Source organism: Algibacter agarivorans, assembly GCF_039543245.1.
In the GTDB taxonomy this organism is placed as follows: domain Bacteria; phylum Bacteroidota; class Bacteroidia; order Flavobacteriales; family Flavobacteriaceae; genus Algibacter_G; species Algibacter_G agarivorans.
The window spans coordinates 17,404-37,487 of the sequence record NZ_BAABJJ010000013.1 but is presented as its reverse complement, the minus strand read 5'-3'; the positions used below and the strand labels follow the sequence as shown (position 1 = coordinate 37,487).

At 32.6% G+C, this 20,084-nt stretch carries 10 protein-coding genes and 1 tRNA gene; 10 read left to right on the top strand and 1 reads right to left on the bottom strand.

The features are described 5' to 3' along the window. Positions 1–287: 287 nt before the first annotated feature. From ABD935_RS06100 to ABD935_RS06060, 9 genes are all read left to right on the top strand, one after another. Positions 288–4,517: a hybrid sensor histidine kinase/response regulator transcription factor gene (locus tag ABD935_RS06100; protein WP_345190803.1), complete on the top strand. Its 4,230-nt coding sequence runs from the start codon at positions 288–290 to the stop codon at positions 4,515–4,517. Positions 4,518–4,724: 207 nt separating this feature from the next. Continuing rightward, positions 4,725–7,754: a SusC/RagA family TonB-linked outer membrane protein gene (locus tag ABD935_RS06095; protein WP_345190802.1), complete on the top strand. Its 3,030-nt coding sequence runs from the start codon at positions 4,725–4,727 to the stop codon at positions 7,752–7,754. Between the two features lie 18 nt (positions 7,755–7,772). Then, positions 7,773–9,251 (top strand): RagB/SusD family nutrient uptake outer membrane protein, encoded by a 1,479-nt coding sequence (locus tag ABD935_RS06090; protein ID WP_345190800.1) that lies wholly within the window; start codon positions 7,773–7,775, stop codon positions 9,249–9,251. 143 nt (positions 9,252–9,394) lie between these two features. Then, positions 9,395–10,444 carry a glycoside hydrolase family 130 protein gene (locus ABD935_RS06085; RefSeq protein ID WP_345190799.1) on the top strand — a complete coding sequence of 350 codons (1,050 nt, stop codon included), beginning with the start codon at positions 9,395–9,397 and terminating at the stop codon, positions 10,442–10,444. Next, positions 10,444–11,754, top strand: coding sequence for an MFS transporter (locus ABD935_RS06080; RefSeq protein WP_345190797.1), 1,311 nt, complete (start codon positions 10,444–10,446; stop codon positions 11,752–11,754). Before ABD935_RS06085 ends, ABD935_RS06080 begins: the two co-directional genes overlap by 1 nt. 20 nt (positions 11,755–11,774) lie before the next feature. After that, entirely contained in the window at positions 11,775–13,532 is a 1,758-nt protein-coding gene (locus ABD935_RS06075) for a hypothetical protein (protein WP_345190795.1), read from the top strand. A gap of 11 nt (positions 13,533–13,543) precedes the next feature. Then, the gene (locus ABD935_RS06070; protein ID WP_345190793.1) at positions 13,544–16,012 is read left to right on the top strand and encodes a hypothetical protein; all 2,469 of its coding nucleotides are present in this window, start codon (positions 13,544–13,546) and stop codon (positions 16,010–16,012) included. 88 nt (positions 16,013–16,100) lie between these two features. Then, positions 16,101–17,717 carry a glycoside hydrolase family 32 protein gene (locus ABD935_RS06065; RefSeq protein ID WP_345190792.1) on the top strand — a complete coding sequence of 539 codons (1,617 nt, stop codon included), beginning with the start codon at positions 16,101–16,103 and terminating at the stop codon, positions 17,715–17,717. Beyond that, positions 17,710–19,362 carry an alpha-glucosidase gene (locus tag ABD935_RS06060; protein WP_345190791.1) on the top strand — a complete coding sequence of 551 codons (1,653 nt, stop codon included), beginning with the start codon at positions 17,710–17,712 and terminating at the stop codon, positions 19,360–19,362. The genes ABD935_RS06065 and ABD935_RS06060 overlap by 8 nt, the downstream gene beginning before the upstream one ends. 113 nt (positions 19,363–19,475) lie before the next feature. Here the strand turns inward: ABD935_RS06060 and ABD935_RS06055 are convergent. Further along, a tRNA-Met gene (locus tag ABD935_RS06055) sits at positions 19,476–19,549 on the bottom strand. Positions 19,550–19,680: 131 nt separating this feature from the next. On the opposite strand from ABD935_RS06055, the gene ABD935_RS06050 reads away from it, so the two are divergent. Next, positions 19,681–20,073 (top strand): START-like domain-containing protein, encoded by a 393-nt coding sequence (locus tag ABD935_RS06050; RefSeq protein WP_345190789.1) that lies wholly within the window; start codon positions 19,681–19,683, stop codon positions 20,071–20,073. Positions 20,074–20,084: the final 11 nt, after the last annotated feature.

Sequence of the window (20,084 nt, the reverse complement as noted above, 5' to 3'; positions counted from 1 at the left end):
TGTAATGACAAAGATAATGTGATATGTTTTAATTTAATCAGATAAGTTTTTCATTTTTTCTATAAGCAGATGAGAAAGGATTGTTCTTGTTTGTTAAGCTAATTAAACTTTGCTTTTCTTAAATTATTAATGAATTAAGAAGAATAATTTTATTAATAATGCGTAATATTGTGTAGGTGCCAATAACAATTTTTGACTGTAAAATTGTTTTTCATCTTCCCTACTGCATAAATTTTTTTATCACATTAAATTTAGCAAGCATTTAAATATAAAAGCAAGTTAATATAATGGCTAATAATCTAGACAAAAAGAGTAAGCTTCTTTTCATAGGAATTATTCTTATGGCAATTCTTAGTTGCGATAATAAAATTGAGCAATCTATATCAAATAGCTTACCTCAAAATTTTAAGTTAGATTCTTTACAAGAAATCAGTCACAGTTTTGAAGAGGTTCTTGATACATCAAATATTTTAAATGTTAAATATTCTACTGAGCAGTTAGATAATACAAATGGACTTTCAAATAGTTCCGTAAATACCATTTTTCAAGATTCTGAAAACATACTATGGATTGGCACTTGGGATGGACTAAATAGATATGATGGCAATAATATCAAGATTTTTAGACCAGAATTGAATAATGAAAATAGCCTTTCCAATCAAGTAATCCTTAAAATTGATGAAGATGAAAATGGATGTATATGGGTATTGACCATGCATGGCTTAAATAAATATGATAAAAAATCAAACACATTTAAGAGATTTTATTTTTCCAGAAAAGATATACCACCTTTTTCAGAATCAGAATTTAATATGGCTGTTGACAGTTCAAAAAATGTCTATTCTATTGTAAAAGATTGGGGGCTTGGCTACTTTGATGGGGAAGATTTTCAATTATTAGAAACTAAAAATCTTCAAACCAATGCTGTTAAAAAGATGGCATTTACACCTAAAGGAGAGTTACTTTTATTATTTAATAATGATGAACTCTATTCTTTGGTTATAAAATCAAGCGAGGACGGTACTAAAATAATATCTCATACAGATTTGATTTTAACTGATGTTAGAGATTTTGGAATATTGTCACAGAACAAAATTTGTTTTATTTCTACCACTGGAGACACTAAATTATATAATCTTACAGATAAAGTAAAAAAGCAAATCAATAAGGGGAATAATTACAATATTATATCTAGGACAGAAGAAGGCCTTTTAATAAGTGATAATTCAGGATATTTTATTATTGATAGTTTAGGAGAAATCAAAATTAATTCATGGGTTAGGAGTATAAAGAATAAAAAAATTACAACTTTAATACAGGGTACAGAAAATATAATATGGTCGGGGACTGATGGAGATGGACTTTTTAAAATGCACCCTCTTAAAAAGATGTTTAATCTAGTCTCGAAAGAACAGGTTCCTGAAATTGATGGAGGCATTGTGCGCGTATTTTTAGAAGTAGAAGAAAATTCTTTTTGGGTAGGAACAAAGGGAAAGGGCTTATTCCTATTTCCCTCCAAATTTTATCAAAAACCAAATGAACCAATAAAATATCAAAATTTCAATGAAAGCAATAGCCCTATTAATAATTCTGTATTCTCACTCTATAAAGGGCAGGACGATCTTGTTTTTATTGGTACCGATGGAGACGGGATTAATGTTTTTGACTTAAAAAAATCAAATTTTATTAGTTGGTCAGAAATTATAGGTAGTGAACTGTGTGACTATTTTAAGTCCACTTACACAATTTATCAAGATGAAAATGGGTTTATTTGGCTTGGAACGAATGGATATGGTATGATTCGTTTTAAAATTTCACGTACAGGTGATAATTTAAGAGTTACCGATTTTAAAAAATATTTGGCTGCAGATGGAACAGATGGATATTTAAGTAGCAATATTATTTTTTCAATAGTTTCAAAAAGCAAAAATGAACTTTGGTTAGGAACAAGATTAGGGGGGTTAAATCTTTTTAATAAGGAAACGAGTAGATTTAAAACATATAAAAACAGAAAGAGCGATTCGCAAAGCTTATCAAATAACGATATTTTATGTCTTCATAAGGATGTAAACAAAAACCTTTGGATAGGCACGAGTTTGGGCTTGAATTTATTGGAAGAATTTCATTATGAAGACGAGCCAAAGTTTAAAAAATTCACAGTTAAAGAGGGACTTCCGAATAATACAATTCATGGAATTACTTCCGATAAAGAATCAAATCTTTGGATAAGCACCAATTTTGGCTTATCTAATTTTATATTCAATGAGTCAAAATTTAGTAACTATACTAAAAATGAAGGTTTACAGAATAATGAATTTGCAGATGGTGCTTTTTATCAAAATAACATTACAGATTTCGTTTTTATGGGCGGGATAAAGGGGTTTAACTATTTTTTACCTTCCAAAATAGAAGAATCTCAAGTTTTACCAGATATCCTTATCGATAAAATTAGTGGTCAAAATCAGGATCTCCCCTATTATCAAGGACTAGTTATATCACCAAATTCAAAAACATTTCCATCCATAGTTTTAGAACATGATCAAAACTTTTTTGATGTAGAATTAGCAGCTTTGACTTATATAAATAGTGAAAAATGTCATTATGCCTATAAACTGAATAATTTTGATCAAAATTGGAATGTAGTAAATAATAGAAGAATTATTTCCTTTACAAATGTACCTAAGGGCTTTTATTCTTTATGGATTAAATGGTCTAACAGCGATGGTGTTTGGAGCAGTCCAGTTCAAGTCATTGATATAAAAATTAAACCAGTTTTTTGGCAATCAAACTTGGCTATCGTTATTTATTCTATTTTTATTTTTCTCTTTCTTCTATTTGTGTGGAGCTATTTTAATAAGCAGTATAAATTAAGACAAAATATTATTTTTCAAAAACGAGAAGAAGAAATACACCAAAACAGGTTGACATTTTTTACAAATATTGCACATGAATTTCAAACACCTTTAACCTTGATAGTTGGTCCTGTTCAAAAACTTGCTGAATCTGAAAACCTTGGAGAAAAAAGCAAGAAATTTATAAATATGATACAGCGAAATTCTTCAAGACTATTTTTTTTAACACAGCAGCTACTTGAATTCAGAAAAGCTGAGTACGATCATTTAGAAGTGACAGTAAAACAATTTGATTTAGTGAATTTGATTGAACAAATTGCTGAGCTTTTTGATGAATGGGCACTAGATAAAAATATAGAATACGATTTAGAATTACCAACTGAACTCATCGGGTGGTATGATAAAGATAAAATTGAAAAAATTATTTTCAATTTGTTGTCAAATGCATTTAAATATACACCCCAAAATGGCAGTATAAAATTAGAGTTCAGTATTCAAAGTGACAAAGCAAGAACACTTCATATCAAAGTATCCAACACAGGAAAAGGTATTTCTAAGGAAAAACTAGAATCTTTATTTGATAGATTTTTCTTGACTGATAATGTTGACAAATCAGATACGGATTTGTTTAGAACAGGTATTGGGTTAGCATATATTAAAAAATTAATAACAGTATTAGGAGGTGATATTAATGTGTCTAGTGGATCAAATAAAGGTGCAATTTTCACAATCAATCTCCCTTGTAGTAAACATTCATTTAAGGAAAAAGAACTTGATACAGAAGGCAGTCAAATTTTAATTTCAGACTATCTTAAAAATATTCTTGAAGAAACTCCAGATAACTCTGAAGATACCTTTAATAAAATGTCAACATTAGAAGCGTTTTTAGAAAAACGTAAAGTGGTATTAATTGTTGAGGACGAGCGAGAAATTCAATTGTTTTTGAATGAATTACTAAAGGAAAAATATAAAATTATAATCGCTAATAATGGATTTGAAGCCATAGAGAAAATGAAAAATGAGCTTCCAGATATTATCATTACTGATGTTATGATGCCTGTTATGGATGGTATAGAGTTATGTAAAAAAGTTAAAAGTGATGATAAAACTTGCCATATACCTGTAATAATGCTCACTGCAAAAAGTTCAATTCTACACCGTATTGAAGGATTAGAAAGTGGTGCAAACTCATACATTCCAAAGCCATTCCATCCAGATCATATTCTTATTAGGATACAAAAACTAATTGAAGAAAAGGAACTTATTTTAAAACATCTATCTCAAGACACCTTTATAGAGGACATTAAAGATCTTCCAGTGCATAATGATGATAAAGAATTGCTACGAAACGTTATTAAATTAATACGAGATAATATAGACAATGAAAACATGCAAAGTCTATATATTGAAGAAAAGTTAGGTATTAGTAATTCTCAATTATATAGAAAGATTAAACAAAACTTTGGTTTTTCTCCTGGAGATTTAATACGGACAATTAGGTTAAAGTATGCTGCCGAATTATTACGAAAAAGTAATTGCACCGTCTCAGAGGTGTGTTATCAATCTGGTTTTAATAACCGATCTTATTTTTACAGGGAGTTTAAAAAAATGTATAACAGCACTCCTAAAAACTATCAACTCCAAAATAATTCCAGAATACGATAGCTTAATTAGCTTAAAATAATGCAATTACATCTAGTGTACACTATTGGCGAAATAGTGTACAGTATTTAACGCACCCTACATCTACCTTTATAAAGTGATTTTTAAATCATAATCACACAATGAACTAAACATTAACTAATCCATTTAATTATTTAGAATTATGAAAAAAACTACTCAAATTATGAATCAATTAAAAACACTCTTATTATGAAAAAAAACATTATTTATAACATATTTTTTATAGGCGCCCTATTAGTAGGCACTACGTTATTTGCTCAGACCGTTACAGGTACTGTTTCAGATAGTAATGGTCCCATTCCGGGAGTAAATATCATTGTGAAAAACACATCCAAAGGAGCTGTGACCGATTTTGATGGTAACTACGCCATCGATAATGTAGACCAAAATGCCATTTTGGTTTTTAGTTTTATTGGATATACGACCCAAGAGGTTTCTGTTGATGGAAGAACTGTTATTAATGTTATATTGATAGAAGATTCGCAGGCACTAGATGAGGTTGTCCTTGTAGGATATTCATCAAGAAAGAAATCAACATTAACTGGGGCTTTGGCCGTTGTTGATGTAGAGGGTTTAGCCAAGGTTAGAACTTCAAATGTAGCACAATCTTTACAAGGTCAAGTTGCAGGTGTTCAGGTGGCTTCAAGTAGTGGTGCTCCTGGAGGAAATATTGAAGTCACTATTCGTGGGGTTGGAACTATAGGCAACAATACGCCATTATATATTATTGATGGAGTACCGTCTCGTGATATTTCTTTTTTAAATCAATCAGACATTCAAACAATGACTGTTTTAAAAGATGCCGCAGCTGCTTCAATTTATGGAGCAAGAGCATCAGCGGGTGTTGTTTTAATCACAACCAAGAGCGGTAAAAAAGGAAAAATGACTCTTGAGGCTAATTACTTTTACGGTATTCAAAGCGCTACTAATCTTCCTACTATGTTAAATGCCGCTCAGTACATGGATGTTACTGAAAAAGCATGGAATAATACTTTTACAGGAACAAACCCTTATACGGCAGATAAAGGAAGAGCAGATTTTGGAGATACCGATTATATTGATGAGTTATTTGAATCGGGTTCATCACAAAATTTACAATTATCAGCCAGTGGCGGTAGTGATAAAGTACAATATTTAATGTCTTTAGGATATTATGGTGAAAATGGTATTGTAGTTTATAACAATGATAAATACCAAAGATTGAATTTTAGAACCAATATCAATGCTCAATTAACGGATAAATTTAAGGTTGGTACAAATCTCCAGTTATCATATTCAATCCAAGATAAGGTGCCTTCTACAGGTGAAAGTTTAATTAGATTTGCTTTATTAAGAGCACCTGTTATTCCAGTTTTCAAAGATGTAAGTGATCCTACTTATTCAGCTGAAGATCCTTTTACCGATATGCCCTTTTTTACGTCTACTGGTTACGACCAAGGATTGAACAGAACCATGTATGAAATGGTAGGTAACCCTATTGCTCAAGCATATTTTTCTGATGATAGAACTACAAGGTTCCAAACATTTGGTAATATTTATGGTGAGTATAAATTAATGAAAGACCTTACTTTTAGAAGTAATGTGGGTATAGATTTATCTTTTTATCACGATAAAACTTTTAATGTGAATTACGGTGATGATGATGGAGGTGGAAGCGCAATTGACCAAGGATTAGGCAGACGTAATAGACCAAACAATTTAGGTGAATTAAGAGGAGAAGCTTTTACGTTTACCTTTAGTAATACATTAAATTATTTAAAAACGTTTAATGAAAGACATGATTTTAGTGCTATGCTTGGTACTGAATTAGTTTCAAATTATGAATCATTTATTGGGGCAAGTAGATCACGATTTCCTTATACGGTTGATGAATTTAGGTATCTAGATCAAGGAGGCTCAGGTCTTGATGTTAACAATTCTGGTACTGCATCAGAATACGGGTTGTTTTCAGTATTTGGATCAACATCTTACGTATTGGATAATAAATATATGGTAACTGCGAATCTTAGAGCTGATGCTTCTTCAAGATTTTCTGAGAATAATCGCTGGGGGTATTTCCCTTCTATTTCTGCAGGTTGGAAAATATCAGATGAGGACTTTTTAAGTGATGTTGATTGGTTATCAAATTTAAAATTAAGAGCAAGTTGGGGGCAAGTAGGAAATCAAAATATTGATGATTATTCTTACTTAGAATTACTTAGAGCAGGAGATATTCCTGGAAGAGACCGTTTTGGTAATCCAGATTTAAAATGGGAGACTTCCACTCAAAAAAACATAGGTGTCGATGTTGGTTTCTTAAGCAATAAATTGGTGTTTAATGCCGAGTATTATATAAAAAATACGACAGATATCTTATTACCTATAGGGCTGCCTGGTATATTTGGAGATTTACAACCTACCATTGTAAATGCTGGAGAAGTTAGTAATAAAGGATTCGAATTTTCTGCTAATTATAGAAATTCAGACCATGAATTTAAGTATAGCATAAATGCAAACTTTTCAACATTGGTAAATAATGTCGAAAAACTGCATCCAAATGTACCTAGTATAGTTACTGATAAATATAGAACGGTTGTTGGGCAATCTTTAAATTCATATTATGGTTATAAAATGATTGGGATTTACCAAAATCAAGCTGAAGTAGATAGTCATTTAACAGCTGGTAATGCTCAACCAGGCGATATTAAATTTAAAGATGTTAATGGAGATGGTAAAATAAGTCCTGATTTTGATAGAGAATTTATTGGATCTCCAATACCAGATTTAACCTATGGTTTTGCATTTAATGCCGAGTACAAAAAATTTGATTTCTCCTTGTTTGTACAAGGTGTGAGCGGTATTGAAAAATATAACGATGGGAAGAAAATCGTAGATTTTGACACACGACCATTCAACTATACGACAGCTATTTTAGGGTCTTGGGATGGTGAAGGTAGTACGAATAGTATGCCAAGAGTTGCATTTAATGATAACGGAAGCAGTAACGTTTCTAGTCTTTTCGTAGAAGATGCTTCATATTTCCGTCTTAAAAATATTGAGATTGGATATACTATAAATGGCATTAAAGGATTTCAAGATATGCGTTTATATATCTCTGGTAAAAACTTATTCACATCAACTGATTATACTGGTTTAGATCCAGAAGTTTCAGGATTGGTAGATAAAGGAACGTACCCATCCTCAACATCTGTTTTGTTTGGAGTAAACGTTAAATTTTAATTTTAAAAAACTGTAACAATGAAAAATATATTTATAAGCATACTAATAACATTTTGCTTTACTGCCGCTTTAGTTGGTTGTACAAGTGAATTGGATAATGAACCCATAGGAAGATTAACTGAGGATTTAGTTGATACGGAGTTGGCCGCAGTTACTTTAGAAGCGTTAATAAGCTCGTCATATCACCCACTTGGCAATACTTTAAATGGTGTTGTGCCAGGTTGGAGATGGGATTTAGGTACCGTATTTAGAAATGATATCGTATTGCAAGATATTGCAGCTAATGATATGAATAAGAAATGGAATCCAGACGGCGATCAGCCTTGGATGGATAAGGTAAGTGATTTTTCCTTTACTACGGAAAATCAGGCTTTTAATGGAATTTGGGTCTACGATTTTATTGGGATTAATAGATTAAACTTAGGTATTGGTTTTCTAACTGATGGTGAAACAGTTCCAAATTCTGGAATGAGTGAGGCTCGTAAAAACCAGCTATTATCAGAAGCTTATTTTCTAAAAGCATATTACTATTTTGATTTGGTAAACAATTTTGGAGATGTACCTTTATTAACTAAATCCCCTGAATCTTTTCAAGAAGCCGCAGAGGCTTCAGTAAGATCTCCTAAAGCCGACGTATTAACTCAAATAGCTTCAGATTTAACTACTGCCAAATCGTTAGCATCTAACGCTAAATATCCGGACGGTGCAGAACCTTGGAGAGTTTCAAAAGGGGCTATTATTGCTTTGCAAGCTAAAGTTGCATTATTTTCTGAAGATTGGCCTTCAGTACTAAGTTTAATTACAGAATTGGATGGTTTAGGAAATTACAGCCTTAACACTGAATATTTTGATAGTTTTGATGCTGATCTTGAATTTACCGATAATGAAGTGATTTTTGCTTATGATCATCGCTCAAATGAAACTCCAAATAACACAAACGGACTTCGAGATGTTGTTGGCTGGGGGTTTTTCGCGCCTACAGATGATTTTATCCAAGCCTTTGAACCAAATGATCCGAGGTTATTATATACAACTACTGGTGATCCAGACAATAAAGCATCTTATAAAATTAGAGGTTCGGTTGCGGGCAATCCAGATTATGGCAACAAAATTTATATTCGATATGCGGATGTATTATTATGGAAAGCAGAAGCACTTCTTGAAACAGCAGACTTATCTGGAGCCATTACTATAATTAACCAAATAAGAAACAGAGCTAGAACAAGCTCTACGGCTGATGGTTCAGTAATACCTCCAGGAACGTTACTCGATAGAGCAAGTTCTACAAATGCTTCCGAAATAAAAGGCTGGTTAATGCATGAAAGACGTGTTGAGCTTGGATTTGAATCTCACCGATTTAATGATTTAAAAAGATGGGGAACGGCTTCAACAGAACTTTCTAGTAAAGGTTTTCAAAGTCATCACAACCTGTTCCCAATACCTCAAATTGATATTGATAAGTCTGGTGGAACCATCATCCAAAATCCAGATTACTAATATTAACATTGTTTTAATAAATCATTGTTTTTTAGTTTAGTTTGAAGGGAAGTAGTTGTTTTTATAATTACTACTTCTCTTTTTTATGATTACTAAATAAAAAACTATGTTCTTTTATGATTCATTATTAAATAAAATTAGATATGGCAGATATTGCAATTAGATATAAACAAAATCCATTATTGTCTCCCAAGGATTTAGAGCCCAGCAATAAAAACATGATTATTGAATGTTTGCTAAATCCAGGCGTGTTTGAATTTAATGGGAAAACAGGACTTCTTGTAAGGGTAGCCGAACGCACCGTTCAAAAAGAAGGTGTCGTATCCGTTCCCATTTACAATGATTTTGGTAAAGTGGAAATTTTAGATTTCGACTTGGATGACCCGAAGCTAGATGCGTCCGATGCTAGAGTTATCAATTATGATGGCACAGATTATTTAACAACCATATCCCATCTTAGACTGCTTTTTAGCGACGACGGAATCAATTTTCAAGAATCAGATAAGTATCCTTCACTTTTTGGAGAAGGCGAATATGAAAGTTATGGCATTGAAGATTGTAGGGTTTCACAAATTGAAGACACCTATTATTTAACCTATACCATGGTGTCCCCCAATGGCGTAGGCGTTGGATTAAGGACCACTAAAGATTGGAAAAATTTCGAAAAGAAAGGCATGATGTTTAGTCCACACAATAAAGATTGCGCCATTTTTGAAGAAAAAATAAATGGAAAATACTATGCTTTGCATAGACCGAGCAGTCCAGAGCTTGGGGGAAACTACATTTGGATTTCAGAATCACCAGACGGTGTACATTGGGGCAATCATAAATGTATCGCTAAAACCCGTAAAGGGCAATTTGACAGCAAACGATTGGGAGCAGGAGCGGCACCAATTAAAACAGATAAAGGTTGGTTAATGATTTATCATGGAGCAACAGAGGGGAACCGTTATTGTTTGGGTGCTATACTATTAGATTTGGAAGCCCCTTCAACTGTAATTGCTCGCTCTGAAGAACCCATTATGGAACCTATTGCAACATACGAAAAAACAGGGTTTTTTGGAAATGTAGTTTTCACCAATGGACACATCGTTGATGGAGATACCATCAAAATGTATTACGGAGCGTCAGACGAACACGTTTGTCTTGCAAAATGCTCGATTAACCAAATATTGAAAACACTAGAAAAATAATGGGAAAATTAGCAGGAGTAGGACTAAAGGATTTTACTAGAAGTGCAAAAATACTGATACTTACTAATACAATTTATGCTTTTGTATTGCCAGTAATCGACATTTTTGTAGCCTCATATATCATGAGAAACTCGGATGATCCGTCTAAAGTTATTTTATATCAATTGGCAATTTATGTGGGAATCCCCATTACTTTTTTTATAAATGGATATTTATTGAACACCATTAATATTAAAAGATTATTTTCTTTAGGCATGTTATTAAGTGGCGTTTCCATGGTGTTTATGATGTCTTTGGATGAAATTAATTATACAGGAATAGCTGTAGCTGGTTTAATTATGGGCATGTCTTTTGGTTTATATTGGGCAAATAGGGATTATTTGGTTCTTGCTACCACCAAAGATAAAACACGAAATTTTTATTATGGCTTAGAAACATTTCTTTATACCATTATTGCGTCTATAGTTCCTGTAATGATTGGATGGTTCTTAATGAGCGGAAATGAAGGTGAAGGTGAGATTTCAAATGATGCTGTTAATTCAGGATATAGAGTTATAACCATGATTGTTTTTGGAATTACCATTTTAGCATCTATTGTATTTCATTTTGGAACCTATGAAAAACCAAAGAGTGAAAAGTTTTTATACTTTACATTTCACAAACTTTGGAAAAAAATGCTTCAATTAGCGGTATTAAAAGGATTAGCACAAGGTTTTATTGTTACAGCACCTGCCATGTTGATGATGAAATTCTTTCACTCAGAGGGCGCATTGGGTTCGGCAATATCCATTGGAGCGGTTATAGCAGCAGTAATTATGCTTGTTTTAGGTAAAATATCTAAACCAAAACATCGATTAATGATTTTTTCAGTTGGGCTCGTATCCTTTTTCTTAGCATCCTTTTTTAATGGTTTGCTTTTTAATACAACAGGTGTTATCATATTTATGTTTTTATTATTAATATCTAGACCTGTTCTTGATATTGCTTATTTTCCCATTCAATTGAAAGTCATTGATTTATTGTCTTCCATTGAAAACAGAAACGAGTTTTCTTATATTCTGAATCATGAATTCGGGTTGTTTGTTGGTCGTTTTTTAGGTGCAGGCACGTTCTTGGTCATTGCGTTTTATGTAAATACGGACATAGCATTACGATACGCCTTGTTGATTATTGGGGTGCTTCAATTGCTTTCCATAATTATTGCGAAACAGCTTTTAAAACAGCAAGAAACATTAGAAAATGAAACCCTAGCAACCAAAAATGAAATCGCTCAAAGTACAGATTCTATAGATACTATAACCGTCCAATAAAAAAAGAAAAATATTATCAGATGAAAATACTTAAAATAAAATACATCCTAGTTTTAATGATTGGCTTAGGTTTTTATTCATGCAAAACCGAACCATCAAAATTTAGCATAGAAAACCCGGTCAATCAGCTTCAATTAAGTCGTATTGATTCCATGCCTAATTTGCCAGAACCTTTTAAAATTATCGACTTCAACCAGATAGCTAAAGATTATGATAGATTGGTATATGACCCAAACCAAACTGGAAAATATTGGCCCATGATCTGGAAGGATAATTCCCGTAAAAACGTAGATCAAGAAACTTACGGCATTTATACAGCAATGGGCGATGTAAGGCAGGGCATAGAACATTACGATGGTATTTTTCATGAATCCCTGGCAAGTATTGGCTCTGTTTTGGGAGGCAGTTTGGTAGGTGTGGACAAGTCGAACCAGAACGGTGAAAATTATACGGGCATGCTGAAAAATTATTTCAATTCTGAAACGAAATGGGATATTATGATGAACAATACTTGCCCAGAAGTAGCTCAGTTAGGTGGCGGTTATGCGCGCGATTGGTGGTATGATGTGTATCCCAACGTGATGTTTTATGCCGTAGCGGATTTTTATCCAAACGAAACAGGTTTTGAACCTATTTTACGTTCAGTAGCCGATAAATTTTATGAAGCTGATGCTGTTTTAAACGGAAATTACGAGTATTCTTTTTTTAATTATGCCACCATGGAACCCACTAAAAATTGGATTTGTGCACAAGAAGATGTGGCTGCAGGACATGCTTATGTATTGTATTCAGCTTATCAAAAATTTAATGACCCAAAATATTTAGAAGGTGCAAAATCATCATTAGAAGCACTTTTAAATCAGAAAGAAAATAAGTTTTATGAAATACTGATGCCTTTTGGTGCTTATGTAGCAGCCCGATTAAATGCTGAACAAGGAACCAATTATGATTATTCAAAAATATTAGATTGGACTTTTAATGGAGATCCCATATGCAGAGAAGGTTGGGGTGTATTAGTAGACGAATGGAACGGATATGATGTTTCTGGATTAGTTGGAAGTACCACACATAATGGAGGATTTGGGTTTTTAATGAATACCTATGATACCATGTGGCCATTAGTACCCATGGTTAGATACGACCAACGTTATGCGAATGCCATAGGGAAATGGATGTTAAATGCTGCCAATGCATCCCGTTTATTTTATCCATATCAAATTCCAGACGATCATCAAACAATTCCTGAGGAAAAAGCACATACTAAAGGTGTAATTGCTTATGAAGGCCTAATAAAAAGTTCTCATTATGAAGAGGAAGGATTGTATTTAGATTTAAAAGCTCCTGTGGCAATTGGTGATGGAATGAAATGGAACAAAGACAATCCGAAAGTGTCTCAATTCAGTGTTTATGGAAGTGGACATGTTGGAATAGCAGGATCCATTATATCAAGAACGAATATTGAAAATATATTACAATTAGATTTATTAGCTACAGATTTTTATAAATCCGAAGCATATCCTTCTTACTTATTTTACAATCCAAATCCAGAAGCTAAAGCCGTTACCATTTTAACAGGAGAGCAAGAATTAAAGATTTATGATGCCCTTCAAAGAGCATTTATTGCTAAAAATGTAACAGGTAGTTTTACTTTTAATGTAGCTAAAGAGCATTCGGCCTTATTGGTTTTTGTTCCTCAAGAAGCTGTTGTAATTGAAAAGAATGGCAAGTTATATGCTAATGATGTTATCATAGATTTCAGATACTCTGCATCAAACTAGCACGTTTAAAAATGACAGGATTATATAAAAAAATTAGGATTGTACTTCTTGTTCAATTCTTTTGTTTTATAAGTACTATTGGATGGAGTCAAAATATCAATCTAAAAGTAGTTGGAAATGCAGAACAAGGTTTTACTGTAGATATTTATAGCGGTAGTAAACTATTAGTTCATAACACAGAAGAATTTAAACTTAAAGTAGCCAATTTGGATTTAAGTGAAACCTCTGAAATATCTGATTGGAAAGCTTCAGAATGGAGTAGAAATGAAACTTCAATAAAACTCTCAAAAGAAACATATTTGTCGGATTTTGATTTGAATTTATTCGTTACAGTAACATATGAAGTTATAAATTCAAATGTTATAAAAAAGAGTATTGATTTATTTCAGTCTGGTATGCCTTCTTTATATTATATCCTTGAAGAACATTTGAAGCCCGCAGAAATACCTACTAAGTATGTCACTTTTGAGCATAATAATTTTTCTGGAGGTTTTGTTCACGAAATGTTTCCATCTGCAGGATTTGTAACTTCTGATAATCAGTTGGTAGGAGTTTTAATGGATGCAGGATATAAGAACCATTATACCAGAACTACACGTAGAAGGTTTAACGGGCACGGTGGCGGTTTTGTAGGAATGAGGAAATTACCAGATACTGAGCTGGTTTCCGTTGCTACATTGGAAGAAAGAGCAAAGGGACAACATTACATCCAACAAAAATTTGGGGAAATGTACAACCTTGATGCTGGAAAGGAATTGGTATTAAAAATTAATGACAACTTTCAAAAAGTAGGAGTGGTTGGAATTGAAAAACAATCTGGAATAATTACACTTAATTGTAAACCTTCAAATCGGTCAGGAATAGAATTTTTAGCACCGTTAAAAGACCAAAAGATATATACTATCTCATTTCTATCCAAGGGTAATTCACCAATGGCGTTAAAGCTTTTCAGAATCAAAAATGGTCAAAAAACTAATGAATTGGAGCACGGAATCAAATATATTGATCAATTTCCTGTAAAAGAAAATGAATGGACTCTATTTAAAGGAAGTGTATTGGTTCCTTACATAGAAAATGATAGTGTATCCATGTTTTTAGGATCACAATCTGGTAAAGCATCTAAAATACAAATTAAAGATTTGAAGATTGTAGAACACCACCCTCAAAAACAGCCTTATAATAGAATGGATATGGGTAAAAAGGTAACAAAAACAACATACATTTTTATTGAGCCTTGGACTAATCATCATGATTTTGTTATTTCATCTCAATCACGACTTGCAGAGGGAAAGGGGTTTAAAGGGTCTTTAATTGAAAAAATGTTGTATGCAAATTTTAATATGTTAACATGGATAACTTCAATACATGATTTTACTCCTTTAAATGTTCCTAATATGAATTATGCTCCTGACATGTATAATCGGGACTCCTTTTTTTCAATAGTGTCAAGTTATAATGAAGGGTTGAATTTGAAAATTTGGGAACAATGGGCGAAAACCCAAAACTCCAAAGGAGCCGTAGCAACTATTATAACCCCTTATATGGGGACTATTGAAGCTAAAGATAATGAGGCTACTATTCAGTTTTTAATTTGGGCCATGATTGATAAAAGACGTTTTGGTGTTACCCTGCCTAAAGAGAAAATAGATAAAGCAGTTGATTATGTTTTAAATGAATTTGATGAAGATAGAAATAGTATATGTGAGTCTCACTTTACACTAAGTCAAGTTGATATTAATGTATATGAACCTAAGACAGATAAATTGGCAGTAAACCAAGGCATGTTTGCAATTGCGTTAAAAACCATTAAAGAATTGGGTTATGATATATCAGACGCATACATCAAAAAAGCAGAAAAAGCCTATCTGGATTTTTATGATGTAAAAAGGAAACATTTGTTGTTCGATAGAGACTTCCCCGATGTAATTACTATGACTGATTTGGAACCGGATTTTTTTTCCTTATGGTTGTTTGATAAGCCTATGTTGTCTGACGAAATGGTTGTCAATCATTTGGAGCAGATTCCTATACTGAATAAAACACCAAATTCGCCTCATCCGGAGTATGGCACTACGGCTCCTGTTTGTGTTCGATTGGATAATAGCGAAAAAGGATATTCCTATTTAACTCCAGATTATCAGCCTTTCAGAGAATTTGGAGAATCTAACTATAAAGATGGTGCGAGAGATGGCTTTTATTATAATGGAGGTAGCTGGATGCGACCAGAATATTGTGGGTATGTTGTTGGCCAAAGACATGGATGGGAAAAGGCAAAGGCTCTTATGGAGAACAGAGCATGGGCTGAAATTAACCTCAATCCAAAATGGCCATATAGCAAAGAATTTATTCCAACAAAATGGACCACAACCGATTCTTGGTGGTTGTCAACCCGTGGCTTATGCTGGAACGTATTTATACTTATGGCAAATGAAGTAGCAGGTTTGCGTACAGCAGATATGGATCCGGACTTTAACAAATAGAGAACCTTTATTAACGATTTTTCAAAATAGTTAGTAAAAGCAATATGATAAATAGTATTTTTTAAATTTAATTAAAAACACTAATAAAGTGAATAAAATTATAGTTTGGTTTGTTAAGGTAACAATAGTAGGGCTAGTTTTATTTACTTTAATAAAGTGTGCGTTTTTTGTTAATAACGATAAACGGGTTTCACAAAAAAGCAAAAAGTTTTATACCGAAGAAGAATTGTATAGACCAAAATTTCATTTTACACCAAGACAAAACTGGATGAATGATCCAAATGGGATGTTTTATCTCAATGGAAAGTATCATTTATTCTTTCAACATTATCCTGATTCTACCGTTTGGGGACCAATGCATTGGGGACATGCAATTAGTACCGATTTAGTAGCATGGAAAGAACAACCAATAGCATTATATCCAGATGAAAAGGGTTACGTTTTTTCAGGAAGTGCAGTAGTAGATGTTAATAATACATCTGGCTTTGCAAGTGGAACAAATCCACCAGTGATAGCGATGTTTACTTACCATGATCCTAAACTAGAAAAAGAAGGCAAAATTGATTATCAAAGTCAAGGGATTGCATTTTCTTTAGATGAAGGTAAGACATGGACTAAATACTCAGGGAATCCGGTTATAAAAAATCCTAGAATTAAAGATTTTAGGGATCCAAAAGTGTCTTGGGACCCTATTCATAACCAATGGGTTTTAGTATTAGCAGCAGGAGATGAATCAATGTTTTATAAATCAAATAACTTAATAGATTGGGAATTCTTGTCTTATTTTGGTAAAGATATTGGTGCTCATGGAGGTATTTGGGAATGCCCTGATTTTTTTTCTATGTCGGTTGAAGGAACCAATGAAATAAAATGGATTTTAATTCAAAGTTTGGTTTCTGGAGGACCTAATGGGGGTACAGGAACGCAATATTTTATAGGTGATTTTGATGGAAAAACATTTACGCTAGATACTGCTTTTAAAAAGGAATTACAAGATAAAAAAGTTATGTGGATTGATTATGGAAGGGACAATTATGCAGGGGTTACTTGGTCAAATATCCCAGCAAACGATGGTAGAACGTTATTTTTAGGTTGGATGTCAAATTGGGAATATGCTGAAAAAGTGCCCACTAACAAATGGCGTAGTAGCATGACAATTGTGAGAGCACTTAGATTAATTAAAAATGATAATCACTACAGTATTGTGTCACAGCCAATTAAAGAAATAAATAATTACATTTCAAAATCAATTAATAAAGGTGATTTTAATGTTGAAGGTGAAACAGTACTTGTTAGAAAACCTGAACTTGATTTTTCAAGTCTAGATATTCAGTTCAAAATAAAAAACATAAAGAAAGACATATACACTTTTTCGTTTTTCAATTCTTTTGGAGATTCCTTAAAATTTGGAATTAACAATAAAGAAAAGTTCTTCTTTCTAGATAGAACAAAATCTGGAAATCTTTCCTTTTCAGTTAAATTTGCGCCAATAGTTTCTATTGCTCCTATAAAAGAAGAATTCATAAATATTGATATTGAAGTGCTTTTGGATAAAACTTCAATTGAAATATTTTATAACAATGGAAAAACGGTAATGACAGAAATATTTTTTCCACAAAAGCCCATTGAAGCTTTTTCTGTTAAATCCGAAAAATTCAATATTGAAATTGAAGGTATGACTATTAATCAGCTAAAGTTTGACTAAACTAAATTATTTATTATATGAGTATTTTAAAACTAGCGTATCAATTTTGTTTTTATGCATTATGTTGTCTTGTAATGAAGAAAGAACATTAGCGTTAGAAAAAACATGGTGGAAAGAAACGGTTTTCTATGAAATTTATATGCCCAGTTACAAAGATAACAACGGCGATGGTTATAGTGATTTTAAGGGCTTAACATCCAAGTTAGATTATATTCAAAATTTAGGAATTAAAGGCATTTGGCTAACACCTTTTCTGCAATCGCCAAAAGTAGATAACGGCTACGATGTTTCTGATTATTATAAAATTGATTCAACTTATGGAAACTTGAAAGATTTTAAACTTTTCTTGGAAGAAGCGCATAAAAAAGATATCAAAATAATCATGGATTTGGTAGTGAACCATACGTCCACAGAATCAAAATGGTTTCAAGAATCTCGAAAATCTAAAGACAATCCATATCGAAACTATTACATATGGAAAGACAATCCCAATAATTGGGAATCCTTTTTTGGTGGTTCTGCTTGGGAGTTGGATAGTATTACAAACCAATATTATTACCATCAGTTTGATGTGAAAATGGCAGACCTTAATTGGGGGAATCCAAAGGTTGTTGAGGAAATTCAACATGTTCTAAGGTTTTGGTTAGATATGGGGGTTGATGGTTTTCGGTTGGATGTTATCAATTTTTTGACCACTGAAGGCATCACTTCGGATAACCCAATAAATGAAAAAGGAGAACAGGAACATCTCAATGATATTAATCAGAAAGGTGTTAAAGACGCTATGAAAACGATTCGGGCGACCGTTAATGAATATAATAACCGTTTTATAGTTGGTGAAATAGGAAGCGATAAAATCGAGGTCTTAAAACAATATCAGGGCACTGAATTATTGGATGTTATATTCAATTTTAATTTTGGAAGTATTTCCGAATTTTCTACACAACGCATATTTGATGAGTTGCAAAGCATGGAAAAAAATATGAGCAACTATCCAACATTATTTTTTGGAAGTCATGACATGCCACGTCTTATAAATCGTTTGGCAAAAAATAACCCAGAAAGGGCTGAAACTTTAGCTGCTTTAATGTTAACAGCAAAGGGCGTTCCCTTTATATATTATGGAGAAGAAATTGGTATGAAGAACATTGAGGCAAATTCAATAGATGACATGATGGATATTCAAGGGCGTACACACTATAATTTTGCCTTAGATAATGGAAAGTCTGAAGAAGAAGCCCTTATAATCGGGAATGACCATAATAGGGATAAATCTAGAAGCCCCATGCAATGGAATAATACTGAATTTGCTGGTTTTTCAAACAAGGCCCCTTGGATAAAGGTTCATGAAAATCACACCTATTTAAATGTAGCATCTTTAGAGAAAGATAATAATTCGTTGTTAAACAATTATAAGAAACTCATTGCTTTGCGAAATTCAGAGCCAGCACTTCAATATGGAAAATATTCAGATTTGACTTTTTCAGATGATGTCATAGCATTTACCAGAACATTTAATGGAGACACAATTAAATGCTACTTTAATTTTGGTGGAAATCCTAAGAAAATAACCTTAGAAAAGAACGAGAATATTTTACTCGGAGAATTAATAATTCAACCTAATACATACTTAATTATTAAATAATTTTAAAACGAAATGGAATTATGGACTTAAAAAACACCCATTTGTTGTACCTATGTTGTACCTAAAATAAAAAAGCCGAAGACGAATCTTCAGCTTTTCCTTTATTTACCTTGTAGCGAGAGGGGGGCACGATCCCCCGACCTCCGAGTTATGAATCCGACGCTCTAACCAGCTGAGCTACCTCGCCATAATTTAAGGCTGCAAATATAAAAACAATATTGTTGTAAGCAAACAGAACTAAGGAAAAATATTATTAAAAATAGTTGCTATACTTATCAATTAATGTATATATTGGGCTTATAAATTTCAAAAGTAGATATGGACGATAAAATTAAATTTGATATTGAATTCCCAATACATGCCTCTCCTCAATTGTTATATCAATATATATCCACTCCATCTGGTTTATCTGAATGGTTTTCAGATAATGTAAATTCTCGAGGAGAATTATTTACCTTTATATGGGATGATAGTGAAGAACAAGCAAAACTATTAAATAAAAAAAGCGGTGAGCGTGTTAAGTTTAGATGGCTTGAAGATGAAGAAGATGGTTTGTCTTGTTATTTTGAAATTAGAATTCAAGTAGATGAAATTACTAAAGATGTGTCTTTAATGGTTACTGATTTTGCTGAAGAAGATGAGGTTGACGAGTCAAAAATGCTTTGGACAAATCAAATTTCCAGTTTAAAGCAAGTATTAGGTTCGGCTTAATTACCAATAGC